This is a genomic window from Klebsiella sp. SWET4 (assembly GCF_024296565.1).
Classification (GTDB): Bacteria; Pseudomonadota; Gammaproteobacteria; order Enterobacterales; family Enterobacteriaceae; genus Klebsiella; species Klebsiella variicola.
Window position 1 is genome coordinate 38,157 of the sequence record NZ_JANCOB010000016.1, and the last position, 24,197, is coordinate 62,353.

The window sequence follows — 24,197 nt, forward strand, 5'->3', positions numbered from 1 at the left end:
ACAGCGGGGTAGGAAGTCCGTATTATCCGACCCCGCAACGGCGCTAAGCGCCCGTAGCTCAGCTGGATAGAGCGCTGCCCTCCGGAGGCAGAGGTCTCAGGTTCGAATCCTGTCGGGCGCACCATTAACCCGGTGCTGGAGCTGCGGTGGTTTTAATACCGCGTAAAAGGTTTGCAGTGGTGGCTATAGCTCAGTTGGTAGAGCCCTGGATTGTGATTCCAGTTGTCGTGGGTTCGAATCCCATTAGCCACCCCATTATTTGATAGAGTTGTGAATTTGCGAAGGTGGCGGAATTGGTAGACGCGCTAGCTTCAGGTGTTAGTGTTCTTACGGACGTGGGGGTTCAAGTCCCCCCCCTCGCACCACGACTTTAACGAATTGAACTAAAAATTCAAAAAGCAGTATTTCGGCGAGTAGCGCAGCTTGGTAGCGCAACTGGTTTGGGACCAGTGGGTCGGAGGTTCGAATCCTCTCTCGCCGACCAATTTTGAACCCCGCTTCGGCGGGGTTTTTTGTTTTCTGCTGCCGTCCGCCATCTCTTATTTCTCTGATCTTGCTGATAAAAAATCTTCTCTTTGCTTAAGAATACGCGTCAGGAAAACTCTCAATTCATCACTGTGGTAGATGCAATTTCCCCGGATCCTGTGCGATAATAACCGGGTAGATGCTCATTCCATCTCTTATGTTCGCCTTCGTGCCTCATAAACTCCGGAATGATGCAGAGCCGTTCTTACGGTGCTTATCGTCCACTGACAGATGTCGCATTTATGCCTCATCAAACACCATGGACATTACGTTGAGTGAAGCACCCAATTTGTTGTCAAACAGACCTGTTTTAACGCCTGCCCTGATTTCAGCGCAGGCGTTTTTTTCTTTCAGGGATCCGTCAACGCGAAGGCGGGGGAGAAGGGCTATCGCCCCGCAGGAGGCGATAGCCATGGCAGGTTACGGCTGAGGATTATTCTGCAGCGTCAGCAGCAGCCCATCGCGGCGCATAGCGGCGGCTTCTTCCGGCTGATGCAGGCGATCCAGGGCATCCGCCAGCCAGGCGTAATCAAAGGCATCCGGACGCTGCTTAAGCGCGGCGCGGAAGGCGATGCTGGCCTCCTGCCATTCGCCGTGCCGCATCAGCGACTGGCCCAGGGTACTCCACAGCAGCGGACGGTCGCCAACGGCTTTGATCTGCTGGCGCAGCACTTTCTCCAGCTGTTCCGGGTTATTGGTCTTCAGACGCGGGATCGGCATCACCAGACGGTCATCATACTGTTTCTTCAGACCATCAATGATAATTTGCTGCGCGGTATCGTGATCGTCGCTCTCGATGAGGCGCTCGGCCATTGCCACCTGCAGCGGCACCAGCGCCCGTGTTTTACGGCTCTGGTTGCGCCACCATTCGCGCAACCCTTCGCTGCCGCCGTCGGCCAGCGCTTTATCCATCAGGCCAACCCAGGCCAGCTGTTCCAGCGCAGCGCGGTGCTCTTCATCGCCGACGTTAGCTTTCGCCATCGACGGAATGATGTCCAGCAGCGACTGCCAGGCGCCGGTGCGGGTGTATGCCTGTTCGGCGAGGCGCAGCACTTCAGGATGACGCGGAGTAATTTCCAGCAGCTTATCGATGCCATGGCGCGCGGCGTGATTTTCATTACGCGCCAGCTGCAGGCGAACGCGGGTGATTTCCACCGGGATCAGGTCATCGCCCGCCAGCTCGGTGGCGCGCTCCAGATGCTGGTTGGCCCGCGCTTCATCGCCGCGCTGCTGGGCCGCTTCCGCCGCCAGCAGATAGTTCACCACCGGTTGTTCGGCGTGATCGGCATTTTTCGCCATCAGCTTCTCAACCTGCTGGTAATCACCTTCCGCCAGCTTGAGAAGCGCCTGCTCGGTTTGCTTACGCGCGCGACGGCGTTTACGGCCGACAAACCAGCCGCGCGTATGCGCCCCGGTGCGGAAAATGCGGCGCAGCAGCCATTCGATGGCGAACAGCACCACCATGGCGAGGATCAGAATGATCACCAGCCCGGTGACGCTGGTCTCGATATTGTAATTATCGGTCTGGATCAGGACGTAGCCCTGATGCCCGGCGATCATCGGGCCAAGCACGATCCCGGCGATCAACAGCGCGAAGAGTAGAAGAATTTTCAGCATGCGTTACTCTCCTTGCGGCGCAGCAGGGGCGGCCGGTGCAGCAGGGGCTGGTGAGGGCGCGCCGCCCGCGTTAACGGCAGGCTGCGCCATCAGGTTGCGCACCCGGGTCTGCATCAGTTTTTCCAGCAACGCCTGGCTCTGCAGCGTTTCCGGCACCGTCATGGTAATGCTTTGCTGACTGAGCTTATCCACCTCGTCGAGGAAGGCTTTGGTGGTGGCGTCATCAGTATCGTAATAGGCGCGTACCCAGGTCGAGACGTTATCCAGCGACTGTTTCCAGGTCTCTTCCTGATGGCGCGGCACTGCCTGCGCGGCGACCAGCAGGCGAGAGCGAATATTTTCCCGCAGATAGATATCCTGATTCGGCGCCAGCAGCGGGACCGCGGTTTCATCGCGGCGGCGCACGGTGATAAAGCTGTCCATAAAGTTCTGCCAGCTTTTCTGCAGATTGACGCGCCATTCGCTGATAGAGCTGGAAAGCTCGTCGCTATCAGAGTCCATCGGCGAATCGTCATCGTTATTATCGGCCAGCCGCAGGTTGTCGATTTGGTTCGCCAGCTGATTCACCTTGAGGATCATGCCGTCGTAGTCCACCTGGCTTACCGCGGAGAGGGTGGTGATGTCGTCGGTGATCGCCCGGCGGGCGCCGATCAGGCTGGGGTCATTCATGTCGGCGAGGCTGGCGTCGGCGCTTTTTAGCAGCGCGGCGGCGGTAGTGACATCCTGATCGCTCCACAGCTTACGTCCCGCCAGCTTGACGAGGAAATCGGCCTGGGCCAGCAGCCAGGTTTTGGCATCGCTGCCCGAAATCACGGCGACTTTCTGCTGCAACTCATCAAGCTGTTTGGTCAGGGTTTCCTGCTCGTGTTTGGCCTGACTCAACTGGTCGGCCTGCTGTTTGATAATGCCTTCCAGTTCGCTCTTTTGGCTCTCCTGCGCTTTTTGCAGTGCCGCAAGCTGGCCTGATAATTCAGCGGTGGTTGCGTTTTGCCGCGTGGCCTGCTGTTTGTTCAGGCCATACAGGCCGATGCCAGCGGCTATCGCAATGGCGATAGCGATCGCGCTGAGCGCCAGGCTGGTTTTGTTACCCGCCTTCTTCTTATCGTTGTTCTCTGGCTGTGGTGTGGTTTCCACGGCCTCCCTGGTCTCTTCAACCACGGCGGATTGATTTTGTTGTTCCGTCATTATGGCTTCCAATGTTGAGAGTTATTGTAATGCGCGTAGCAGCGCATCGTTGTCAGCGTTATCGGCAACCTGAATCTCCTGCCAGCCCAGTTCCCGGGCCTGAAGGGCCAGACGTTCGCTGACAACGACAAGGCGGCAGTGCAGGAGCCACTGTTCGCGATACCATTGCGGTATGAGCGACCACAGCTGCTGCAGCATCTCACCGCTGGTGACCACCAGCGTGGTGACCCCGCGAGACTGCCAGCGCATCGCTTCTTCTGCGCCATCGTAATGTTTTGCACTACGTTGATAACATTCACAAAATGTGACCCTGGCGCCGCGTTCAGCCAGCGTGGCGCCTAAGAGTTCCCGCCCACCATTGCCGCGTAGGATCAGCGCATTTTTCCCGGCAATGTTTTGTAATTCAGGTAATTGTAGCAAGACTTCGCTAATTTCCCGATCTAACGGGTAACGGATGTGCTGCCCGCTGACCGTATGCAGGGCCAGCGCCGTCGTTCGACCAATGGCAAAATAGTGCGGAGAAGTGGGCCAGGGCAGGCCTTGCTGCTGCAGACGGGCATGGGCGAATTCCACCGCATGCTGGGATAGCGCAAACAGCAGGTCGTCGGACCCCAGATGGGCAAGATGGTCGCCCAGCACGGGAAGCTCCCGGCCAGGCGTAAATTCTATCAGCGGAAAGCTCCAGGCCACGCGTCCCATGGCCCGCAGACGGCTGACCAGCGCTTCCCCTTGCGGGAGTGGACGAGTGACCAGGATGCTCATCGTGGGGCTTCTCCATCATAAACTGCCGCGAGAATGTCGCGGGCGCCGTTATCCAGGAGCTCTTCCGCCAGCGAGATGCCGAGCGCTTCGGCCTGCTCTGCTGGCCCGCGCCGTTCGCCGCGTACCATCTGCGAACCATCCGGGGCGCCAACCAGCGCCCGCAGCCACAGTTCGCCGTTGACGAGTTCCGCATAGCTGCCAATTGGCACCTGACAACCGCCTTCGAGGCGGGTGTTCATCGCCCGTTCGGCGCGCACGCGTACCGCGGTTTCCGCATGGTTGAGGGGCGCTAACAGCGCCTGGGTCCATGCATCGTCAAGACGGCATTCGATACCCACCGCGCCCTGGCCGACGGCCGGCAGGGATTGCTCCGGCGACAGCGGCTGGCGAATACGCGCTTCCAGTTTCAGGCGCTTCAACCCGGCGGCGGCAAGGATAATGGCGTCATACTCACCGTTATCCAGTTTACTCAGCCGGGTACCGACGTTACCGCGCAGAGAGCGGATCACCAGGTCTGGACGGGTGGCGGCCAGCTGGCACTGACGGCGTAAACTTGACGTGCCAACGACGCTGCCGGCCGGCAGTTCGTCAATTGAGGCATAGTGATTGGAAACAAACGCGTCGCGCGGATCGTCGCGCTCGCAGATGGTGACCAACCCCAGGCCCTCCGGGAATTCCACCGGGACATCTTTCATCGAATGGACGGCGATATCGGCCCGCCCTTCGAGCATGGCGAGCTCTAACTCTTTCACAAATAAGCCCTTGCCGCCCACCTTTGCCAGGGGCGTATCAAGGATGACATCACCGCGCGTAACCATCGGCACCAGCTCGACGTTCAGTCCTGGATGCGCTTGTTCCAGGCGCGCTTTAACATACTGCGCCTGCCATAGCGCAAGCGGGCTTTGCCGTGTGGCAATTTTCAAAACTTTGTCTAACATGCTTGTTACCGTCATTGTCGACCACTATCCATCCTAACATTGTTGTCTTACGGATGTTAGTTTTCACGGTTTATGTGGGAGATGGCTCCGGCCTTCTCTTTTTTAACCTTTCATGCGCGTGGCGGTTGCCGGAGGCGTAGTGAGGAATTTACAGGTAATAAACGGTGCTACACTTGTATGTAGCGCATCTTTCTTTACGGTCAATGAGCAAGGTGTTAAATTGATCACGTTTTAAACCATTTGTCCGTCCGCTGCTCATCACAACCACACCGACGACGAATGGTGACGGTTTTTGTTGAAATACTGAAATCCTCCGTACTATTGTACTTCGGGTTTTTGAACATCAGGCGATATGTCTTGTACCTCTATATTGAGACACTGAAACAGAGACTGGATGCCATCAACCAATTGCGCGTGGATCGCGCGCTTGCTGCCATGGGACCCGCTTTCCAGCAGGTTTACAGTCTACTGCCAACGTTACTACATTATCATCACCCGCTGATGCCGGGTTACCTTGACGGTAACGTTCCCCGTGGCATTTGCCTCTACACGCCTGATGAAACCCAACGCCACTATCTTGAAGAACTGGAGCTGCATCGCGGCATGCAGACCCAGGAGCCGCCGAAAGGCGAGCTGCCGATCACCGGCGTCTACTCGATGGGCAGTACTTCCTCCGTTGGTCAAAGCTGTTCTTCCGATCTGGATATCTGGGTATGTCACCAGGCCTGGCTGGATAGCGAAGAGCGCCAGCTGCTGCAGCGAAAATGCAGCCTGCTTGAGAGCTGGGCGGCCTCGCTCGGCGTGGAAGTCAGCTTCTTCCTGATCGACGAAAACCGCTTCCGTCATAATGAAAGCGGCAGTCTCGGCGGCGAAGACTGCGGTTCGACTCAGCATATCCTGTTGCTCGATGAGTTCTATCGCACCGCGGTGCGCCTCGCCGGCAAGCGTATTCTGTGGAATATGGTGCCGTGCGATGAAGAAGAGCATTACGATGATTACGTCATGGGGCTGTATGCTCAGGGCGTGCTGACGCCTAACGAATGGCTCGATCTCGGCGGCCTCAGTTCGCTGTCGGCGGAAGAGTACTTCGGCGCCAGCCTGTGGCAGCTGTATAAAAGTATCGACTCCCCCTATAAAGCGGTGCTGAAAACGCTGCTGCTGGAAGCCTACTCCTGGGAATACCCCAATAACCGCCTGTTAGCGAAAGATATCAAACAGCGTCTGCACGACGGCGAGATTGTCTCCTTCGGCCTCGACCCGTACTGCATGATGCTGGAGCGCGTGACTACCTATCTGCAGGCCATCGAAGATGAAACCCGCCTCGACCTGGTGCGCCGCTGCTTCTACCTGAAAGTCTGTGAAAAACTCAGCCGCGAACGCGCCTGCGTCGGCTGGCGTCGCGAAGTCGTCAGCCAGTTGGTGAATGCCTGGGGCTGGGACGAAAAGCGTCTGATGATGCTCGACAACCGCGCCAACTGGAAAATTGATGAAGTGCGCAAGGCGCACAACGAACTGCTCGACGCCATGATGCAGAGCTATCGTAATCTGATCCGCTTCGCGCGGCGCAATAACCTTAGCGTCTCCGCCAGCCCTCAGGATATTGGCGTGCTGACCCGTAAGCTGTATGCGGCCTTTGAAGCGCTACCGGGGAAAGTGACGCTGGTGAACCCGCAAATTTCGCCGGATCTGTCGGAACCGAACCTGACCTTTATCCACGTGCCGCCGGGCCGTGCCAACCGTACCGGTTGGTATCTGTATAACCGCGCGCCGGATATGGAATCGATCATCAGCCATCAGCCGCTGGAATATAACCGTTATCTTAATAAGCTGGTGGCCTGGGCCTGGTTTAACGGCCTGCTGACCTCACGCACCCGCCTGTTTATTAAGGGCAACGGCATCGTCGATCTGGCGAAGCTGCAGGAGATGGTGGCCGACGTGTCGCACCACTTCCCGCTGCGCCTGCCGGCGCCGACGCCAAAAGCACTGTACAGCCCGTGCGAAATCCGCCATCTGGCGATTATCGTCAACCTCGAATATGACCCGACCGCGGCCTTCCGCAATCAGGTGGTGCACTTCGACTTCCGTAAACTGGATGTTTTCAGCTTCGGTGAAGAGCAAAAATGTCTGATCGGCAGCGTCGACCTGCTGTATCGCAACTCGTGGAACGAAGTGCGTACGCTGCACTTTAACGGCGAGCAGGCGATGATCGAAGCGCTGAAGACGATCCTCGGCAAAATGCATCAGGACGCCGCGCCGCCGGACAGCGTGGAGGTGTTCTGCTATAGCCAGCACCTGCGCGGCCTGATCCGCACCCGCGTGCAGCAGATGATCTCCGAATGCATCGAACTGCGTCTCTCCAGTACCCGCCAGGATACCGGGCGCTTCAAAGCGCTGCGCGTCTCCGGCCAGACGTGGGGGCTGTTCTTCGAGCGTCTTAACGTTTCGGTGCAGAAGCTGGAAAACGCCATTGAGTTCTACGGCGCTATCTCGCACAACAAGCTTCACGGGTTGTCGGTGCAGGTGGAAACCAATCACGTTAAGCTGCCGGCGGTGGTGGATGGCTTCGCCAGCGAAGGGATTATTCAGTTCTTCTTTGAAGATGCGGATAACAACGACAGCGGCTTTAACATCTATATTCTTGATGAGAGCAACCGTGCCGAGGTCTATCATCACTGCGAGGGCAGTAAAGAGGAGCTGGTGCGCGACGTCAGCCGCTTCTATTCGTCATCGCACGATCGTTTCACCTACGGCTCCAGCTTTATCAACTTCAACCTGCCGCAGTTCTATCAGATTGTCGAGGTAGACGGGCGCACCCAGGTGATCCCCTTCCGTACCCAGGCGATTGCCGCCGCGATACCCACCAGCCAGGACGTTACCGCCTCGCCGGTGCTGCAGCAGCGCTACTCGTAGATTTGGCCCGGATAAGGCGTGAGCCGCTATCCGGAGATATTCCCTGCTGGCGCTGCGCTTAGCAGGGCTACGGTTCTAAGTCGTCGGGTAGCCCGGATAAGGCGCGATGCGCCGCCATCCGGGAAACACGTCATTAACGGAATTTCACCGTCTCACCGGCCTGCTGGCTCGCCGCCTGCTCCAGCAAATCCCAGAAGGTCTCGCCGCTGCGATCGCAGATCCACTCGTCGCCTTTGAGATCAAAATGGTAGCCGCCCTGTTTGGTGGCCAGCCACACCTGGTGCAGCGGCTCCTGACGGTTAATAATGATTTTGCTGCCGTTTTCAAAGCTGATGGTCAGCACGCCGCCGTTGATTTCACAGTCGATGTCGCTATCGCCGTCCCAGTCGTCCAGGCGTTCTTCGATGGTCATCCACAGGCTATCCGCCAGGCGATGGAATTCACTGTCGTTCATGGTTCTATCCTGCTTTTTTGAAGATGGCGGCAGTATAGCGCGAAACAAAAGCGCGCGCAGTCGGATGCTAAACGCTTGCTTTTACGTCTTCTCCTGCGATGATAGAAAGCAGAAAGAATGAATCACGGGCAACTATCAATGAAAAACGTTTTTCCTACGCTTGCCGTTTTGTTTGCGATCTTCAGCCTGACCGGCTGCGGTCTGAAAGGGCCTCTCTATTTCCCGCCGGCGGACAAAACCGCGCCGCCGCCGACCAAACCGGTTAACCCGGGCATTCAGAGCTCAACGCCGGATCGTAACGATCGTGGCGATACCGGTGGTCCGAGCCAGGTCAATTACTAACGATAACGTTCTGTTCCGCGCAACTGGAGTAGATGATGCAGTTCTCTAAAATGCATGGCCTTGGCAACGATTTTATGGTCGTTGACGCGGTAACGCAGAATGTTTTTTTCTCGCCGGAGTTGATTCGCCGCCTGGCAGATCGCCATCTTGGCGTCGGGTTCGATCAGCTGTTGGTCGTCGAGCCGCCCTACGATCCCGATCTGGATTTTCATTACCGGATCTTTAACGCCGACGGCAGCGAAGTGTCGCAGTGCGGCAACGGCGCGCGCTGTTTTGCCCGCTTTGTCCGGCTGAAAGGCCTGACCAATAAACGTGATATTCGCGTGAGTACGGCCAACGGGCGTATGGTATTAAGCGTAACGGAAGACGATCTGGTGCGGGTGAATATGGGCGAGCCTAACTTTGAGCCGTCCCAGGTGCCGTTCCGCGCCAACAAAGCGGAAAAGACCTATATCATGCGTGCCGCCGAGCAGACAGTATTGTGCGGCGTGGTGTCCATGGGGAATCCGCACTGCGTCATCCAGGTGGATGACGTGGATACGGCGGCCGTAGAAACCCTCGGCCCGGTGATGGAAAGCCACGAGCGTTTTCCGGAGCGCGCCAATATCGGCTTTATGCAGGTGGTCGGCCGGTCCCACATCCGTCTGCGCGTCTACGAACGCGGCGCGGGGGAAACCCAGGCCTGCGGCAGCGGCGCCTGCGCCGCGGTGGCGGTGGGGATCCAGCAGGGGCTGCTCGCTGAAACGGTACGCGTGGAATTGCCCGGCGGTCGTCTTGATATCGCCTGGAAAGGCCCGGGCCAGCCGCTGTTTATGACCGGCCCGGCGGCCCATGTCTATGATGGATTTATTCATTTATGAAACCAATCGGGGAAGAACAGCAGGAGGTTACCAGCGCGTTGAACGATCGTGCGGTGGTGGACTATCTGTTGCAACATCCTGAATTTTTTATTCGTAATGCCGCCCAGGTTGAACATATCCGTGTCCCGCATCCGGTCCGCGGTTCGATTTCGCTGGTGGAGTGGCACATGATGCGGGCGCGTAACCATATTCATGTGCTGGAAGAGAATATGTCGCTGCTGATGGAGCAGGCGGTCGCTAATGAAAGCCTGTTCCAGCGCCTGCTGCAGCTGCAAACGCGGCTGGCGGCCGCGGAGAGCCTCGATGATATGCTCAACCGCCTTCATCGCTGGGCTCGCGAGCTGGGGTTAGCTGGCGCCACGGTGCGCCTGTTCCCTGACTGCTGGCGCCTCGGCGCGCCCTCGAAGTTTACCCATTTGGCGTTAAGCCGGCAGGCGTTTGAGCCGATCCGTATTCAACGTCTGGGCCAGGCGCGCCACTATCTTGGGCCGCTGAACGGTCCGGAGCTGCTGGTGGTGCTACCGGAAGCGAAGGCCATTGGATCCGTGGCGATGTCGATGCTGGGCGGCGATAACGCTCCGGGCGTGATGCTCTTTAGCAGCCGCGATGCGCAGCATTATCAGTCAGGGCAGGGGACGCAGTTGCTGCAGGAAATTGCGCAGATGCTCCCTGGCCTGCTGGAGCGCTGGATTGAACGCGCATGACCGACTCTCCGCTTTCCGCCTGCGTCGACCGCTTCCTGCGCTATCTCGGCGTTGAGCGTCAGCTTAGCCCGATTACGCTGACTAACTACCAGCGTCAGCTGGACGCGTTGATCGCCCTGGCGGATGAGGCTGAGCTGAAAAGCTGGCAGCAGTGCGATGCCGCTCAGGTGCGTAGCTTTGCGGTACGCAGCCGCCGTGCGGGTTTAGGACCGGCGAGCCTGGCGCTGCGGCTTTCCGCGCTACGCAGCTTCTTTGACTGGATGGTCAGTCAGGGCGAACTGGCCGCTAACCCGGCGAAGGGGATTGCGGCGCCGAAAATTCCCCGCCACTTGCCGAAAAATATCGATGTCGATGATGTAAATCGGCTGCTGGATATCGACCTCAACGATCCGCTCGCGGTGCGCGACCGGGCGATGCTGGAAGTGATGTACGGTGCAGGTCTGCGTCTGTCTGAGCTGGTCAACCTTGATATTAAGCACCTCGACCTCGAAAGCGGTGAGGTTTGGGTGATGGGCAAAGGCAGCAAAGAACGCCGTTTACCGATCGGTCGCAACGCGGTGACGTGGATTGAGCACTGGCTGGATTTGCGCGGCCTGTTCGGTACTGATGACGACGCGCTGTTTTTGTCGAAGCTGGGTAAACGCATTTCGGCGCGCAACGTGCAGAAGCGATTTGCCGAGTGGGGGATTAAGCAGGGGCTGAACAGCCATGTGCACCCGCACAAGCTGCGCCACTCCTTTGCTACCCATATGCTGGAGTCCAGTGGCGATCTGCGCGGCGTGCAGGAGCTGTTGGGCCATGCTAACCTCTCCACCACTCAAATCTATACCCATCTTGACTTTCAACACCTTGCCTCGGTGTACGATGCCGCGCATCCGCGCGCTAAACGGGGGAAATAATGCGTTTTTACCGACCTCTGGGCCAGATTTCCGCACTGACGTTTGACCTGGACGACACCCTATATGATAACCGCCCGGTGATTGACCGGACGATGCACGAGTCGCTGGCCTTTGTGCGCAATTACCATCCGTCGCTCAGCCAGTTCGATGCCCATGAGCTTAACCAACTGCGTCAGACGCTGCTGGCATCTGAGCCGGAGATCTACCACGACGTGACCGTCTGGCGCCATCGTGCGCTGGAGCTCGGCATGCGTAACGCTGGGCTCTCCGCCGAAGCGGCAAAAGCCGGCGCCGATGCGGCGATGGAAAACTTCGCCCACTGGCGCAGCCGGGTCGATGTTCCGCAGGAGACCCACGATACGCTGGCGAAGCTGGCACAGAAGTGGCCGCTGGTGGCCATTACCAATGGCAACGCCCGCCCCGAGCTGTTCGGCCTGAGCGACTATTTCCGCTTCGTGCTGCGCGCGGGTCCGGATGGTCGTTCCAAGCCGTTTGCCGATATGTATCACCTGGCGGCGGCGCGTCTGAATTTACCGCTCGGGCACATTCTGCACGTCGGCGATGATCTGACGACCGACGTCGCCGGTTCGCTGCGCTGTGGGATGCAGGCCTGCTGGATCAAACCGCAAGGTGCGGACCTGATGCACACCGCGGACAGCCGCCTGCTGCCGCATATTGAAATTTCACGGTTGGCATCTCTGACCTCGCTGATATAATCACCAGTCACTCTGTATATATTAACAGGGGTTCATGGAACCCCTTCTCTTCCGGCGGTGCCAATGGACGTTTCTTACCTGCTCGACAGCCTTAATGACAAACAGCGTGAAGCCGTAGCGGCCTCGCGCACCAATATGCTGGTTCTGGCAGGGGCGGGCAGTGGTAAGACGCGCGTTCTGGTGCACCGTATCGCCTGGCTGCTGAGCGTGGAGAACTGCTCGCCGTACTCGATTATGGCGGTGACCTTTACCAACAAAGCGGCGGCGGAGATGCGCCACCGTATCGGCCAGCTGATGGGCACTACCCAGGGCGGCATGTGGGTAGGCACCTTCCACGGCCTCGCGCACCGCCTGCTGCGTGCGCATCATCTGGACGCCAACCTGCCGCAGGATTTCCAAATCCTCGACAGCGAAGACCAGCTCCGTCTGCTGAAGCGTCTGATTAAGGCGATGAACCTCGATGAGAAGCAATGGCCGCCGCGTCAGGCGATGTGGTACATCAACAGCCAGAAAGATGAAGGGCTGCGCCCGCATCACATTCAGAGCTACGGCAACCCGGTCGAGCAGACCTGGCAGAAGGTCTATCAGGCCTACCAGGAGGCCTGCGACCGCGCCGGGCTGGTGGATTTCGCCGAGCTGCTGCTGCGCGCGCACGAGCTGTGGCTGAACAAGCCGCATATCCTGCAGCACTATCGTGAGCGTTTCACCAATATCCTTGTCGATGAATTCCAGGACACCAACAACATCCAGTACGCCTGGATCCGCCTGCTGGCGGGCGATACCGGCAAAGTGATGATCGTCGGCGATGATGACCAGTCGATTTATGGCTGGCGCGGCGCGCAGGTCGAGAACATTCAGCGCTTCCTCAACGACTTCCCCGGCGCGGAAACTATTCGCCTGGAGCAGAACTATCGTTCAACCAGCAATATTCTTAGCGCTGCCAACGCCCTGATTGAAAACAACAACGGGCGCCTGGGCAAAAAGCTGTGGACCGACGGTGCCGACGGCGAGCCGATTTCGCTGTACTGCGCCTTCAACGATCTCGACGAAGCGCGCTTCGTGGTGAACCGCATTAAAACCTGGCAGGAGAACGGCGGCGCGCTGGAGCAATGCGCCATTCTCTATCGCAGTAACGCCCAGTCGCGCGTGCTGGAAGAGGCGCTCCTGCAGGCCAGCATGCCGTACCGTATCTACGGCGGTATGCGCTTCTTCGAACGTCAGGAAATCAAAGATGCGCTCTCTTACCTGCGCCTGATTGCCAACCGTAACGACGATGCCGCCTTTGAGCGGGTGGTCAATACGCCGACCCGCGGCATCGGCGATCGCACGCTGGACGTGGTGCGCCAGACCTCGCGCGATCGTCAGCTGACGCTGTGGCAGGCCTGCCGCGAGCTGCTGAAAGAGAAAGTGCTGGCTGGCCGTGCCGCCAGCGCTCTGCAGCGCTTTATGGAGTTGATTGACGCGCTGGCGCAGGAAACCGCCGATATGCCGCTACATGTTCAGACCGATCGGGTGATTAAAGACTCCGGGCTGCGCGCGATGTACGAGCAGGAGAAAGGCGAGAAGGGCCAGACCCGTATTGAAAACTTAGAGGAACTGGTGACGGCGACGCGCCAGTTCAGCTACAACGAAGAAGATGAAGACCTGATGCCGCTGCAGGCGTTCCTCTCTCACGCCGCGCTGGAGGCGGGCGAGGGGCAGGCGGACACCTGGCAGGACGCGGTTCAGCTGATGACCCTGCACTCGGCGAAAGGGCTGGAATTCCCGCAGGTGTTTATCGTCGGCGTCGAAGAAGGGATGTTCCCGAGCCAGATGGCGCTTGATGAAGGCGGCCGCCTGGAAGAAGAGCGTCGCCTGGCCTACGTTGGCGTGACGCGCGCCATGCAGAAGCTGACGCTGACCTACGCCGAAACCCGCCGTCTGTACGGCAAAGAGGTTTACCATCGCCCGTCGCGCTTTATTGGAGAACTGCCGCAGGAGTGCGTAGAAGAAGTGCGTCTGCGGGCCACAGTGAGCCGTCCGGTAAACCACCAGCGACTGGGGGCGCCGATTGCCGAGAGCGATACCGGCTACAAGTTAGGTCAGCGGGTGCGTCATCCGAAGTTTGGCGAAGGCACTATCGTCAACCTCGAAGGCAGCGGCGAGCACAGCCGGCTGCAGGTGGCTTTTCAGGGCCAGGGAATCAAATGGCTGGTGGCGGCTTACGCGCGGCTTGAGACGGTGTAACTTTAAGAAAAATATCATTATTTTGTAATATTCTGCTACCTTTATACGTTAAGGCGCCTGATTTGCGCTTTCGCGTTCCGTTGCGTGTTGACGCCGATTTTGCGCTGGCGTAACATGCGCGCACGATTACGCTAAGAGGACATTCGCCTTGGACACACCCAGTAGATGCTGGCTCAACTTCCTGTCATTCAGGAACAACTCCTAAGGCTATCCTCTTATGCTGATAGCCTTAGCGGTTGTCAGCGACCTGTCCTATTCCCGTCGCGCTGAGTCAGGCTTAATGGTCTGAAACCCAATTTGTTTCTGTGTGCCCACCGAACTGTCCGATAATTTTTTTGCATTGGGAGTCCCGGTCATGCTGAGCGCATTTCAACTGGAAAACAATCGTTTAACGCGCCTGGAAGCCGATGAGATCAAGCACCTCGCCAGCTCGGTGTGGGTCGATCTGGTCGAGCCTGACGACGATGAGCGAAGCCGCGTGCAGACGGAACTGGGTCAGAACCTGGCGACGCGCCCGGAACTGGAAGATATCGAAGCCTCCGCGCGTTTCTTTGAAGATGAAGACGGGTTACACATCCACTCGTTCTTCTTTTTTGAAGATGCGGAAGATCACGCCGGCAACTCTACCGTGGCGTTTACCATCCGCGAAGGCCGCCTGTTCACGCTGCGCGAGCGCGAACTGCCCGCTTTCCGCCTGTACCGTATGCGCGTGCGCAACCAGACGCTGGTCGACGGTAACGCCTACGAACTGCTGCTCGACCTGTTCGAAACCAAAATCGAGCAGCTGGCGGATGAAATTGAAAATATCTACAGCGACCTGGAAAAGCTGAGCCGCGTGATTATGGAAGGCCATCAGGGCGACGAGTACGATGAAGCGCTGTCGACGCTGGCGGAACTGGAAGATATCGGCTGGAAGGTCCGCCTCTGTCTGATGGATACCCAGCGCGCGCTGAACTTCCTGGTGCGTAAGGCGCGCCTGCCGGCGGGCCAGCTGGAACAGGCGCGGGAGATCCTGCGCGATATCGAATCCCTGCTGCCGCACAACGAATCGCTGTTCCAGAAGGTGAACTTCCTGATGCAGGCGGCGATGGGCTTCATCAACATCGAGCAGAACCGCATCATCAAGATCTTCTCGGTGGTGTCGGTGGTATTCCTGCCGCCAACCCTGGTGGCGTCCAGCTACGGGATGAACTTTGAATTTATGCCGGAGCTGCACTGGAGCTTCGGCTACCCGGGGGCGATCGTCTTTATGATGCTGGCCGGCCTGGCGCCATATCTCTACTTCAAGCGTAAAAACTGGCTGTAAAAAAAGGGAGCGGCGGCTCCCTTTTTTACTGGCAGAGGCCGGCTTAGCCTCTGCGCAGCCGGCGCTGGGTATACAGCGCATCGACGATAAATACCGCCAGCGCGACCCAGATAAAGCCGAAGGTCACCATTTTATCCTTGCCCGGCACTTCGCCGTAGAACGTCACCGCCAGCAGGAACATCAGCGTTGGGCCGATGTACTGGAAAAAGCCCAGCGTGGAGAGCCGCAGGCGCGTTGCCGCGCCAGTGAAGCACAGCAGGGGAATGGTCGTGACCACGCCCGCGGCCATCAGCAGCAGATTGAGCGACCAGGGGTTCTCCCCCATATGGCTGGTCGGGCTATCAGTGATGCCAAACAGCCAGATTGCCGCCACCGGCAGTAGCCACAGCGTTTCCACCAGCATGCCGGTCTGCGCGTCGACAGCGATTTTCTTCCGCACCAGGCCGTAAAAGGCAAAACTGAAGGCCAGCCCAAGGCCGATTATCGGCAGCGAACCAAAGGTCCACAGCTGGACCAACACGCCGCAAAAGGCGAGGATCACCGCCAGCCACTGCAGGCGACGGAAGCGTTCGCCGAGGAAAATCATCCCCAACAGAATATTTACCAGCGGGTTGATAAAGTAGCCGAGGCTGGCTTCCAGCATATGGTGGTTATTCACCGCCCAGATGAACAACAGCCAGTTACCGCCGACCAGCACTGCCGAGAGCGCCAGCAGGAAGATCTTGCGCGGCGTCTTCAGCAGCTTTTTCACCTGCGGCCACTGGCGGCTGACGCTGATGAGCGCCACCATGAAGAAGAAGGACCAGATCACGCGATGGGTCAGAATTTCATCGGCGGGAACATAGTAGATAAGTTTGAAGTACGCTGGCGCGATACCCCAGATAAAGTAGGCGGCGAGGGCCAGAATGATCCCCAACCGCGTCTGTTTCGCATCCATCGGTAAAATCCATTGCCAAAGAGAGTGATGTTACTCGATTTTGGCCAATCAACCCACCATATAGGTGGCCGTTGCGCTGGCAATATAGACCTGAGCTTCGTTATGCAGTTCCACGCGGGCTACCGCCACTTTATTGCCGGCGCGCAGCAGAGTGCTGGTGGCGGTAAACCGTTCGCCACGGCCCGGACGCAGGTAGTCTACGCGCAGGTCGATGGTTCCCATGCGGGAGAGGCGTTGGCGCAGCTCTTCTTCGTTGATGGTGTCATGGCGGGTGAGGGTGCTGCCGACGCAGACCAGGCCAGCGGCGACGTCCAGCGCGGAGGCGATCACTCCGCCATGCAAAATACTCTGCGCCCAGTTGCCGACCATCATCGGCTGATTATTAAAGCTGAGCTGGGCAAACGCCTTTTCATAGCGCTCCAGTTCGAGACCGAGGGCACGGTTAAACGGCATGTGATAGACGAAAATCTCCCCCACCAGTTTCAGCGCTGCTTCGGCAGTAAGTTCAGACATAACACCGGTTCCATTCGTTAACAAAATGTTGATTTTATGCTTCTAAAATATTGATTTCCACTTTCGGAGCGGATTAGGGGGCAGGTGATTAATAAACAGGTAGAATGGCTTCAGGTTAAACAAAAATAAAAACTATTTATCAGGAGACCAGCATGCGTATCTCTTTGGCCTGCCTGGTGGCGCTGTGCGCGCTACCGGCCGGTGTTATGGCGCAGGATGCGTCGGTTCACGACAAACCGGCAGTGCGCGGCAGCATTATCGCCAACCTGCTCCAGGACCATGATAATCCTTTCCTGCTCTATCCTTATGAGAGCAACTATTTGCTCTACACATGGACCAGCGACCTCAATAAAGAGGCGATCCGCAGCTATGACTGGGCCGAAAATGCCCGTAAAGATGAAGTGAAATTTCAGCTGAGTCTGGCGTTCCCGCTGTGGCGCGGCATCCTGGGCGATAATTCGCTGCTCGGCGCATCGTACACCCAGAAATCCTGGTGGCAGCTCTCCAACAGCAAAGAGTCGGCGCCGTTTCGCGAAACCAATTACGAACCCCAGCTGTTTTTGGGCTTTGCGACCGACTACCAGTTTGCCGGCTGGACGCTGCGTGACATCGAGATGGGGTATAACCACGACTCGAATGGTCGTTCCGACCCCACCTCGCGCAGCTGGAACCGGCTTTACGCCCGCCTGATGGCGCAAAACGGCAACTGGCTGGTGGAAGTGAAGCCCTGGTATGTGGTGGGCAACACCGATGATAACCCGGATATCACCAAATATATGGGCTATTACCGGCTGAAGGTGGGCTACCAGCTGGGAGAGGCGATCCTGAGCGCGCAGGGGCAATATAACTGGAACACCGGCTATGGCGGGGCGGAGCTCGGCGTGAGCTATCCCATTACCAAACATGTTCGCGCCTATACGCAGATCTACAGCGGTTACGGCGAATCGCTTATCGACTACAACTTTAATCAAACGCGCGTCGGCGTCGGGCTAATGCTCAACGATCTGTTTTAATCGTTGCACTCTGGCTCACAGGCGCTGAAAATAGCGCCTGTTTTCTTTTCAGGCAAATGGGGTCAACGTGGCACAGGCGGAAGTATTAAATCAGGAATCGCTGGCGAAGCAGGTTTTACAAGAGACCTTCGGCTACCAGCAGTTCCGTCCTGGCCAGGAAACGATTATCGAGACGGTGCTTGAGGGCCGGGACTGCCTGGTGGTCATGCCTACCGGTGGCGGTAAGTCGCTGTGCTATCAGGTGCCGGCGCTGGTCATGGGCGGTCTGACGGTCGTGGTCTCACCCCTGATCTCGCTGATGAAAGACCAGGTCGATCAACTGCTGGCCAACGGCGTGGCGGCGGCTTGTCTGAACTCGACGCAAAGCCGCGAGCAGCAGCAGGAAGTGATGGCCGGCTGTCGCAGCGGGCAGGTTCGTCTGCTGTATATCGCGCCGGAACGGTTGATGCTGGATAACTTTCTTGAGCATCTGGCGAACTGGAACCTGGCGATGCTGGCGGTAGACGAAGCGCACTGTATCTCCCAGTGGGGCCATGACTTCCGTCCGGAATATGCCGCGCTGGGCCAGCTGCGCCAGCGGATGCCGAAGATCCCGTTTATGGCGTTGACCGCCACCGCCGATGACACCACCCGCCGTGATATCGTCCGTCTGCTCGGGCTTAACGATCCGCTGATTCAGGTCAGCAGCTTCGACCGGCCGAACATCCGCTATATGCTGATGGAGAAATTCAAACCGCTCGACCAGTTGATGCGCTACGTTCAGGATCAGCGTGGCAAATCGGGCATCATCTACTGCAACAGCCGCTCGAAAGTGGAAGATACCGCCGCGCGTCTGCAGAGCCGCGGCATCAGCGCGGCGGCTTACCATGCTGGTCTGGAAAACGCCGTTCGCGCCGACGTGCAGGAGAAATTCCAGCGCGACGATCTGCAGATCGTGGTGGCGACGGTGGCCTTCGGGATGGGTATCAACAAGCCGAACGTCCGCTTTGTGGTGCACTTCGATATCCCGCGCAATATTGAATCTTACTACCAGGAAACCGGCCGCGCCGGGCGTGATGGCCTGCCGGCGGAAGCGATGCTGTTTTACGATCCGGCGGATATGGCGTGGCTGCGCCGCTGTCTGGAAGAAAAGCCCGCCGGACCGCTACAGGATATCGAGCGGCATAAGCTGAATGCGATGGGGGCGTTTGCCGAAGCGCAAACCTGTCGTCGTCTGGTGCTGCTGAACTACTTTGGCGAAGGGCGCCAGGAGCCGTGCGGCAACTGCGATATCTGTCTTGACCCACCAAAGCAGTACGATGGCTTAATGGATGCGCGCAAGGCGCTGTCAACGATTTACCGGGTGAATCAACGTTTCGGGATGGGTTACGTGGTGGAGGTCCTGCGCGGGGCCAACAACCAGCGCATCCGTGACATGGGCCACGAGAAGCTGCCGGTTTACGGTATCGGCCGGGAGCAGAGTCACGAGCACTGGGTGAGCGTGATCCGCCAACTGATTCACCTTGGGCTGGTGACGCAGAATATCGCCCAGCACTCCGCACTGCAGCTGACCGAAGCCGCACGACCGGTGCTGCGCGGCGAGGTGCCGCTGCAGCTTGCCGTACCGCGTATCGTGGCGCTGAAGCCGAAGGCGATGCAGAAATCCTTTGGCGGCAATTATGACCGCAAGCTGTTTGCCAAGCTGCGCAAATTGCGTAAAGCGATCGCCGACGAAGAGAATATCCCGCCATACGTGGTCTTCAACGACGCGACGCTGATCGAGATGGCGGAACAGTCGCCACTCACCGCCGGCGAGATGCTCAGCGTCAACGGCGTGGGGACGCGTAAACTTGAGCGCTTCGGTAAAGAATTCATGGCATTGATACGCGCTCATGTCGATGGTGATGATGAGTAGTCAGCCGCGGGAAAAGGTGCCAGAATAGTTTCCCTCTTCACTATTTTCCTGCGAGTTAACTATGCTGATGCTTTTCCTCACCGTGGCGCTGGTGCATATCATTGCGCTGATGAGCCCGGGGCCGGACTTTTTCTTTGTCTCACAAACGGCCATCAGCCGCTCGCGCAGAGAGGCGATGATGGGTGTGCTGGGGATCACCTGCGGTGTCATGATCTGGGCGGGGGTTGCCCTGCTCGGCCTGAACCTGATCCTCGCGCAGATGGCGTGGCTGCATAACATCATCATGGTCGGTGGCGGCCTGTATCTGTGCTGGATGGGCTACCAGATGCTGCGCGGCGCGCTGAAAAAAGAGGCGGTGGCCTCGGCGGAGCCGCAGGTGGAGCTGGCCCGCAGCGGACGCAGCTTCGTGAAGGGACTGCTGACCAATCTGGCGAATCCGAAAGCGATCATCTACTTCGGCTCGGTGTTCTCGCTGTTCGTGGGTGACAGCGTCGGCGCTGGTGCGCGCTGGGGTATTTTCCTGCTGATTATCGTCGAGACGCTGGCCTGGTTTATGGTGGTTGCCAGCCTGTTCGCCCTGCCGGGGATGCGCCGCGGCTATCAGCGGATGGCGAAGTGGATCGATGGTATCGCCGGTACGCTGTTTGCGGGCTTCGGCATCCACCTGATTATCTCGCGTTAACCGGTATGCTGTTTCCCACCCGGCTGTTTCCGGGTGGGGAAAGTGTCAGTGGCGAAGCCGCTGCAGCTCATCTTTAGCCAGACCGGTCATTTCCATAATAGCTGCGTCATCAATACCGCGTTTGCGCATCGCTTCGGCAACCTGCAGCAAGGCCTGGTGTTTACCTTCTTTTATGCCTTGCTGTACGCCTTCCTTGATGCCTTTCTCCATACCTTCTGCAAGCCATGTTTCCGCCAGCGTCATCAGTAATCCTCCATGCTGCGGCACGCGCTGTGCCAGTCCGTACAAGAGTGTCCGAGTATCCTCGGCATCTCCTGCCTGAGCCATATAGTTTACCAATACGGTGATTTGTTGTCCGCTCATCTGCTCCAGCAGTAAGAGATGGGTCAACTTATCCAGCAATTGCGCCATATCGCGCTGGCGGATGTGCTTTTGCACCAGCGTCAGGGCTGCCATGCTGCGGTGCTGCATGATGTCGTCGTCGGGGATCACCGTGATATCGACCAGCGGAAACGCCCCGCTATAGAGCTGGCGGGCGGTCTCAGGATCGGCAAAATTATCCAGCCAGCGCATCGACCAGGGATAGGGGCTGCGTCGTCCCTGATAAAAGAGAATAGGGATAACCAGAGGCAGCGTTTTATGGCCGCTCTCCAGGTGCCGCTGCATGGCGGCGACAGCATAGCGCATTAAGCGAAAGGCCATCAGCTTATCAGGTGCGCTCTGGTGCTCGATCAGAACATGGACATAGCCCGCACCGCGGGTGGTTTCCAGCGAATAAAGGATATCACTGTAGTAAGGCCTGAGATCGTCTTCGAGAAAGCTGCCGGATTCCAGACGCAGGGTATCCAGTTTGCAGATCTGTGTTAACGACGAAGGCAGGTGGAGCTCGATAAAATCGCGCGCCGTCTCTACCCGCGAGAGAAAGGTTTTAAATACCGCATCATGAGGAGTCGCCGTTTCCGCCATCGCCGTTCATCCGTGAATCACGTATCTGGCGGCATCCTGACACGGTGGGTTCAACGCCGACAGCGGGTAAAAAAATTAATTACCCGCTTTGCGTGTCGGCTCGTGCAGAGAGTGCGCGTTTTTCGCCCGGCAAACCTCTCTTTGCGAGCGAGATTCCATGATTCAGGCGTGACGGGCGGAGGCGAGCAGCGCCCCGACCAGCATAAACAGTGAACCAAAGACTTTGTTCAGCGCCTTCATCTGCTTTGGCCCTTTAATCCATGCGGAAATGCGCTGCGCCAGGGTCGCATAGCCAATCATCACAATGATATCGACGACAATGGTGGTGACGCCCAGAACAAGATACTGCATCACCTGCGGCTGGTGCGGCAGGATAAACTGCGGAAACAGGGCGGCCAGAAACACAATGCTTTTGGGGTTGGTGAGATTCACGAACACCGCGCGCTGGAACAGTTTGCCGCGCGTCTGCGCCTTCGCCAGCGTATTCAGGTCGATCGCCCCCGCCGCCCGCCATTGCTGGATCCCCAGCCAGATAAGATAAGCCGCGCCGGCCCATTTCAGCACTTCAAAGGCCAGCACCGAGCGGGAGAAAAGGGTGCCGAGACCAACACCAACCAGCACGATATGAATAACCAGCCCGGTCTGCAAACCGGCAATCGACGCCGCCGCGCCGCGGTAACCGTGGTTAATGGAGGTGGTCATGGTATTAATCGCTCCGGAACCTGGTGACAGGCTGAGAATGATTGATGTCAGCAGGTAGGCGAACCACCACTCAATGGTCATGAGAAACTCCCTGATTGTCTGTTTTTATGCCACAATACGCTATTGTGTCAGCATTGTGTGATACAGGGCAAAAAAACGATTTTCAGCGGTTAACAGGGGTGTAAACCCGATGTTTGGGCAGAAAAAGGACTGGGAAACACGAGAAAACGCGTTTGCGGCCTTTAGTATGGGGCCGCTGACGGATTTCTGGCGACAGCGCGAAGAGGCTGAATTTAAAGGCGTCGATGATGTACCGGTACGCTTTGTTCGCTTCTGCGCGCAAAATAACGATCGTCTGGTGCTGATTTGCCCCGGGCGCATTGAAAGCTACGTGAAGTATGCCGAAGTCGCCTACGATCTCTTTCACAGCGGCTTTGACGTGATGATTATCGATCATCGCGGCCAGGGACGCTCGGGCCGCCTGCTCTCTGATACCCACCGCGGACACGTCGTCAACTTCAGCGACTATGTCGATGACCTGGCGGCGCTCTGGCAGCAGCAGGTGGTCCCCGGACACTGGCGAAAACGGTTTATCCTCGCTCACTCTATGGGCGGGGCGATTGCCACGCTTTTTCTGCAACGTTACCAGGCGCATTGCGATGCGATTGCGCTCTGCGCGCCGATGTTCGGGATTATCATTCGATTACCGGACTGGATGGTGCGCCATATTCTCGACTGGGCTGAGGGCCATCAGCGCATTCGCGAAGAGTATGCCATCGGCACCGGGCGCTGGCGGGCGCTGCCTTTTGCCGTTAACGTGCTGACGCACAGTCGACAACGCTATCGTCGCAACCTGCGCTTCTATGCCGATGAACCGCGACTGCAGGTTGGCGGCCCGACCTGGCACTGGGTGCGGGAGGGCATGCTGGCCGGCGACGAAGTGCTGGCGAATGTGGAAAAAGATACCGCCCCGACGCTGCTTTTACAGGCAGAGGAGGAGCGGGTGGTCGATAATCTGATGCACGACCGCTATTGTGAATTACGGGCCGCTGCCGGCCATCCCTGTGAGGGCGGTAAACCGCTCGTCATTGAAGGGGCATATCATGAGATCCTTTTTGAAAAGGACGCTATGCGCTCAGTCGCGCTCAATGCCATCGTCGAGTTTTTCAATCGACATACTTAATCCGACGATAACGCTCGTCGCCCTGCTTAGAGGTTAACTTTTTTATGTACCAGGTTGTTGCGTCTGATTTAGACGGCACGCTGCTTTCCCCCGATCATTTCCTGACCCCGTATGCCAAAGAGACGCTGAAATTGCTCACCGCCCGTGGGATCAATTTCGTCTTCGCCACCGGCCGTCACTACATCGACGTCGGGCAGATCCGCGATAATCTCGGCATCCGGTCGTACATGATCACCTCTAACGGCGCCCGGGTTCACGATAGCGATGGTCAGCAAATCTTTGCCCATAACCTCGACCGCGATATTGCCGCCGACCTGTTTGAGATCGTGCGTAACGACCCGAAAATCGTCACTAACGTCTATCGGGAAGACGAGTGGTATATGAACCGCCATCGTCCGGAAGAGATGCGCTTCTTCAAGGAGGCGGTGTTTAACTACAAGCTGTATGAGCCGGGCGAACTGGATCCGCAGGGGATCAGCAAAGTATTCTTTACCTGCGAGGATCACGAGCATCTGCTGCCGCTAGAGCAGGCGATGAACGCCCGCTGGGGCGATCGCGTGAACGTCAGCTTCTCCACCTTAACCTGCCTGGAAGTCATGGCGGGTGGGGTATCGAAGGGGCATGCGCTGGAGGCGGTGGCGAAAATGCTCGGTTACACTCTTGCCGATTGCATCGCCTTCGGCGACGGTATGAACGACGCTGAGATGCTGTCGATGGCCGGCAAAGGCTGCATCATGGCCAACGCCCATCAACGGCTGAAGGATCTGCATCCGGAACTGGAAGTGATCGGCAGTAACGCCGACGATGCGGTCCCGCACTACCTGCGTAAGCTATACCTCGACTGAAAAAGATTGACGACTGGC

General features: G+C 57.9%; 23 protein-coding genes and 4 tRNA genes. 18 read left to right on the plus strand and 9 right to left on the minus strand.

Annotated elements, in window-relative coordinates; translation table 11 throughout:
- Positions 1 to 47: 47 nt before the first annotated feature.
- The 4 genes from NKJ21_RS24920 (at position 48) to NKJ21_RS24935 (ending at position 484) form a co-directional block, all read left to right on the plus strand.
- Positions 48 to 124 (plus strand) — tRNA-Arg (locus NKJ21_RS24920).
- A gap of 55 nt (positions 125 to 179) precedes the next feature.
- Positions 180 to 255: transfer RNA gene (locus NKJ21_RS24925), tRNA-His, on the plus strand.
- Positions 256 to 278: 23 nt separating this feature from the next.
- Positions 279 to 365 (plus strand) — tRNA-Leu (locus tag NKJ21_RS24930).
- Between the two features lie 42 nt (positions 366 to 407).
- Positions 408 to 484 (plus strand) — tRNA-Pro (locus NKJ21_RS24935).
- 461 nt (positions 485 to 945) lie between these two features.
- On the opposite strand, the gene hemY is transcribed toward NKJ21_RS24935, so the two are convergent.
- From hemY to hemC, 4 genes are read right to left on the minus strand one after another with little or no spacing between them, the layout of a single operon-like run.
- Complete coding sequence (hemY, locus tag NKJ21_RS24940) at positions 946 to 2,142, minus strand: protoheme IX biogenesis protein HemY (protein WP_008807956.1); 1,197 nt, start codon at positions 2,140 to 2,142, stop codon at positions 946 to 948.
- Positions 2,143 to 2,145: 3 nt separating this feature from the next.
- A complete protein-coding gene (gene hemX / locus NKJ21_RS24945) occupies positions 2,146 to 3,327 on the minus strand; it encodes a uroporphyrinogen-III C-methyltransferase (protein WP_023323440.1) in 1,182 nt (393 codons plus the stop codon).
- Between the two features lie 21 nt (positions 3,328 to 3,348).
- Positions 3,349 to 4,089 (minus strand): uroporphyrinogen-III synthase, encoded by a 741-nt coding sequence (hemD, locus tag NKJ21_RS24950; RefSeq protein WP_008807954.1) that lies wholly within the window; start codon positions 4,087 to 4,089, stop codon positions 3,349 to 3,351.
- A complete protein-coding gene (hemC, locus tag NKJ21_RS24955) occupies positions 4,086 to 5,027 on the minus strand; it encodes a hydroxymethylbilane synthase (RefSeq protein WP_008807953.1) in 942 nt (313 codons plus the stop codon). Before hemC ends, hemD begins: the two co-directional genes overlap by 4 nt.
- Before the next feature lie 357 nt (positions 5,028 to 5,384).
- On the opposite strand from hemC, the gene cyaA reads away from it, so the two are divergent.
- On the plus strand, positions 5,385 to 7,937 hold the full coding sequence (gene cyaA, locus NKJ21_RS24960) for a class I adenylate cyclase (RefSeq protein ID WP_002883383.1): 2,553 nt from the start codon (positions 5,385 to 5,387) through the stop codon (positions 7,935 to 7,937).
- Between the two features lie 133 nt (positions 7,938 to 8,070).
- On the opposite strand, the gene cyaY is transcribed toward cyaA, so the two are convergent.
- Positions 8,071 to 8,391: an iron donor protein CyaY gene (gene cyaY, locus NKJ21_RS24965; RefSeq protein WP_002883389.1), complete on the minus strand. Its 321-nt coding sequence runs from the start codon at positions 8,389 to 8,391 to the stop codon at positions 8,071 to 8,073.
- A gap of 138 nt (positions 8,392 to 8,529) precedes the next feature.
- On the opposite strand from cyaY, the gene NKJ21_RS24970 reads away from it, so the two are divergent.
- The 8 genes from NKJ21_RS24970 (at position 8,530) to corA (ending at position 15,444) form a co-directional block, all read left to right on the plus strand.
- Positions 8,530 to 8,733, plus strand: coding sequence for a lipoprotein (locus NKJ21_RS24970; protein ID WP_004886794.1), 204 nt, complete (start codon positions 8,530 to 8,532; stop codon positions 8,731 to 8,733).
- Positions 8,734 to 8,768: 35 nt separating this feature from the next.
- Positions 8,769 to 9,593: a diaminopimelate epimerase gene (gene dapF, locus NKJ21_RS24975; protein WP_002883394.1), complete on the plus strand. Its 825-nt coding sequence runs from the start codon at positions 8,769 to 8,771 to the stop codon at positions 9,591 to 9,593.
- A complete protein-coding gene (locus NKJ21_RS24980) occupies positions 9,590 to 10,297 on the plus strand; it encodes a DUF484 domain-containing protein (protein WP_008807952.1) in 708 nt (235 codons plus the stop codon). Before dapF ends, NKJ21_RS24980 begins: the two co-directional genes overlap by 4 nt.
- The gene (gene xerC, locus NKJ21_RS24985) at positions 10,294 to 11,196 is read left to right on the plus strand and encodes a tyrosine recombinase XerC (protein WP_023323441.1); all 903 of its coding nucleotides are present in this window, start codon (positions 10,294 to 10,296) and stop codon (positions 11,194 to 11,196) included. The genes NKJ21_RS24980 and xerC overlap by 4 nt, the downstream gene beginning before the upstream one ends.
- Positions 11,196 to 11,912 (plus strand): 5-amino-6-(5-phospho-D-ribitylamino)uracil phosphatase YigB, encoded by a 717-nt coding sequence (gene yigB / locus NKJ21_RS24990; RefSeq protein WP_012969191.1) that lies wholly within the window; start codon positions 11,196 to 11,198, stop codon positions 11,910 to 11,912. The genes xerC and yigB overlap by 1 nt, the downstream gene beginning before the upstream one ends.
- A 63-nt stretch (positions 11,913 to 11,975) precedes the next feature.
- The gene (gene uvrD, locus NKJ21_RS24995) at positions 11,976 to 14,138 is read left to right on the plus strand and encodes a DNA helicase II (protein WP_012543235.1); all 2,163 of its coding nucleotides are present in this window, start codon (positions 11,976 to 11,978) and stop codon (positions 14,136 to 14,138) included.
- 148 nt (positions 14,139 to 14,286) lie between these two features.
- Entirely contained in the window at positions 14,287 to 14,343 is a 57-nt protein-coding gene (ysgD, locus tag NKJ21_RS27900; RefSeq protein WP_349815745.1) for a YsgD/CorL family protein, read from the plus strand.
- A gap of 150 nt (positions 14,344 to 14,493) precedes the next feature.
- A complete protein-coding gene (gene corA / locus NKJ21_RS25000) occupies positions 14,494 to 15,444 on the plus strand; it encodes a magnesium/cobalt transporter CorA (protein ID WP_012543234.1) in 951 nt (316 codons plus the stop codon).
- Positions 15,445 to 15,487: 43 nt separating this feature from the next.
- Here corA and rarD read toward each other — a convergent pair whose 3' ends face one another.
- Together rarD and yigI are read right to left on the minus strand one after the other, a co-directional pair.
- Positions 15,488 to 16,381 carry an EamA family transporter RarD gene (rarD, locus tag NKJ21_RS25005; protein ID WP_002883402.1) on the minus strand — a complete coding sequence of 298 codons (894 nt, stop codon included), beginning with the start codon at positions 16,379 to 16,381 and terminating at the stop codon, positions 15,488 to 15,490.
- A 48-nt stretch (positions 16,382 to 16,429) separates the two neighbouring features.
- Positions 16,430 to 16,894: an acyl-CoA thioesterase YigI gene (gene yigI, locus NKJ21_RS25010; RefSeq protein WP_002883404.1), complete on the minus strand. Its 465-nt coding sequence runs from the start codon at positions 16,892 to 16,894 to the stop codon at positions 16,430 to 16,432.
- Positions 16,895 to 17,046: 152 nt separating this feature from the next.
- On the opposite strand from yigI, the gene pldA reads away from it, so the two are divergent.
- The 3 genes from pldA to rhtC all read left to right on the plus strand — a co-directional run bounded on the left by pldA (position 17,047) and on the right by rhtC (position 20,483).
- Positions 17,047 to 17,907, plus strand: a complete 861-nt coding sequence (gene pldA / locus NKJ21_RS25015; RefSeq protein ID WP_002883408.1) for a phospholipase A — start codon at positions 17,047 to 17,049, stop codon at positions 17,905 to 17,907.
- A gap of 67 nt (positions 17,908 to 17,974) precedes the next feature.
- Positions 17,975 to 19,801, plus strand: a complete 1,827-nt coding sequence (recQ, locus tag NKJ21_RS25020) for an ATP-dependent DNA helicase RecQ (RefSeq protein ID WP_023296874.1) — start codon at positions 17,975 to 17,977, stop codon at positions 19,799 to 19,801.
- A gap of 61 nt (positions 19,802 to 19,862) precedes the next feature.
- Positions 19,863 to 20,483: a threonine export protein RhtC gene (gene rhtC, locus NKJ21_RS25025; RefSeq protein WP_008807945.1), complete on the plus strand. Its 621-nt coding sequence runs from the start codon at positions 19,863 to 19,865 to the stop codon at positions 20,481 to 20,483.
- 45 nt (positions 20,484 to 20,528) lie between these two features.
- Here rhtC and NKJ21_RS25030 read toward each other — a convergent pair whose 3' ends face one another.
- Both NKJ21_RS25030 and rhtB read right to left on the minus strand, forming a co-directional pair.
- A complete protein-coding gene (locus NKJ21_RS25030; protein WP_064143005.1) occupies positions 20,529 to 21,449 on the minus strand; it encodes an Rpn family recombination-promoting nuclease/putative transposase in 921 nt (306 codons plus the stop codon).
- A gap of 162 nt (positions 21,450 to 21,611) precedes the next feature.
- Positions 21,612 to 22,232 (minus strand): homoserine/homoserine lactone efflux protein, encoded by a 621-nt coding sequence (rhtB, locus tag NKJ21_RS25035; protein WP_008807943.1) that lies wholly within the window; start codon positions 22,230 to 22,232, stop codon positions 21,612 to 21,614.
- Between the two features lie 109 nt (positions 22,233 to 22,341).
- On the opposite strand from rhtB, the gene pldB reads away from it, so the two are divergent.
- Complete coding sequence (gene pldB / locus NKJ21_RS25040) at positions 22,342 to 23,334, plus strand: lysophospholipase L2 (RefSeq protein WP_008807942.1); 993 nt, start codon at positions 22,342 to 22,344, stop codon at positions 23,332 to 23,334.
- Positions 23,335 to 23,378: 44 nt separating this feature from the next.
- A complete protein-coding gene (gene yigL, locus NKJ21_RS25045) occupies positions 23,379 to 24,179 on the plus strand; it encodes a sugar/pyridoxal phosphate phosphatase YigL (RefSeq protein WP_008807941.1) in 801 nt (266 codons plus the stop codon).
- The last annotated feature ends 18 nt before the right edge of the window (positions 24,180 to 24,197 follow it).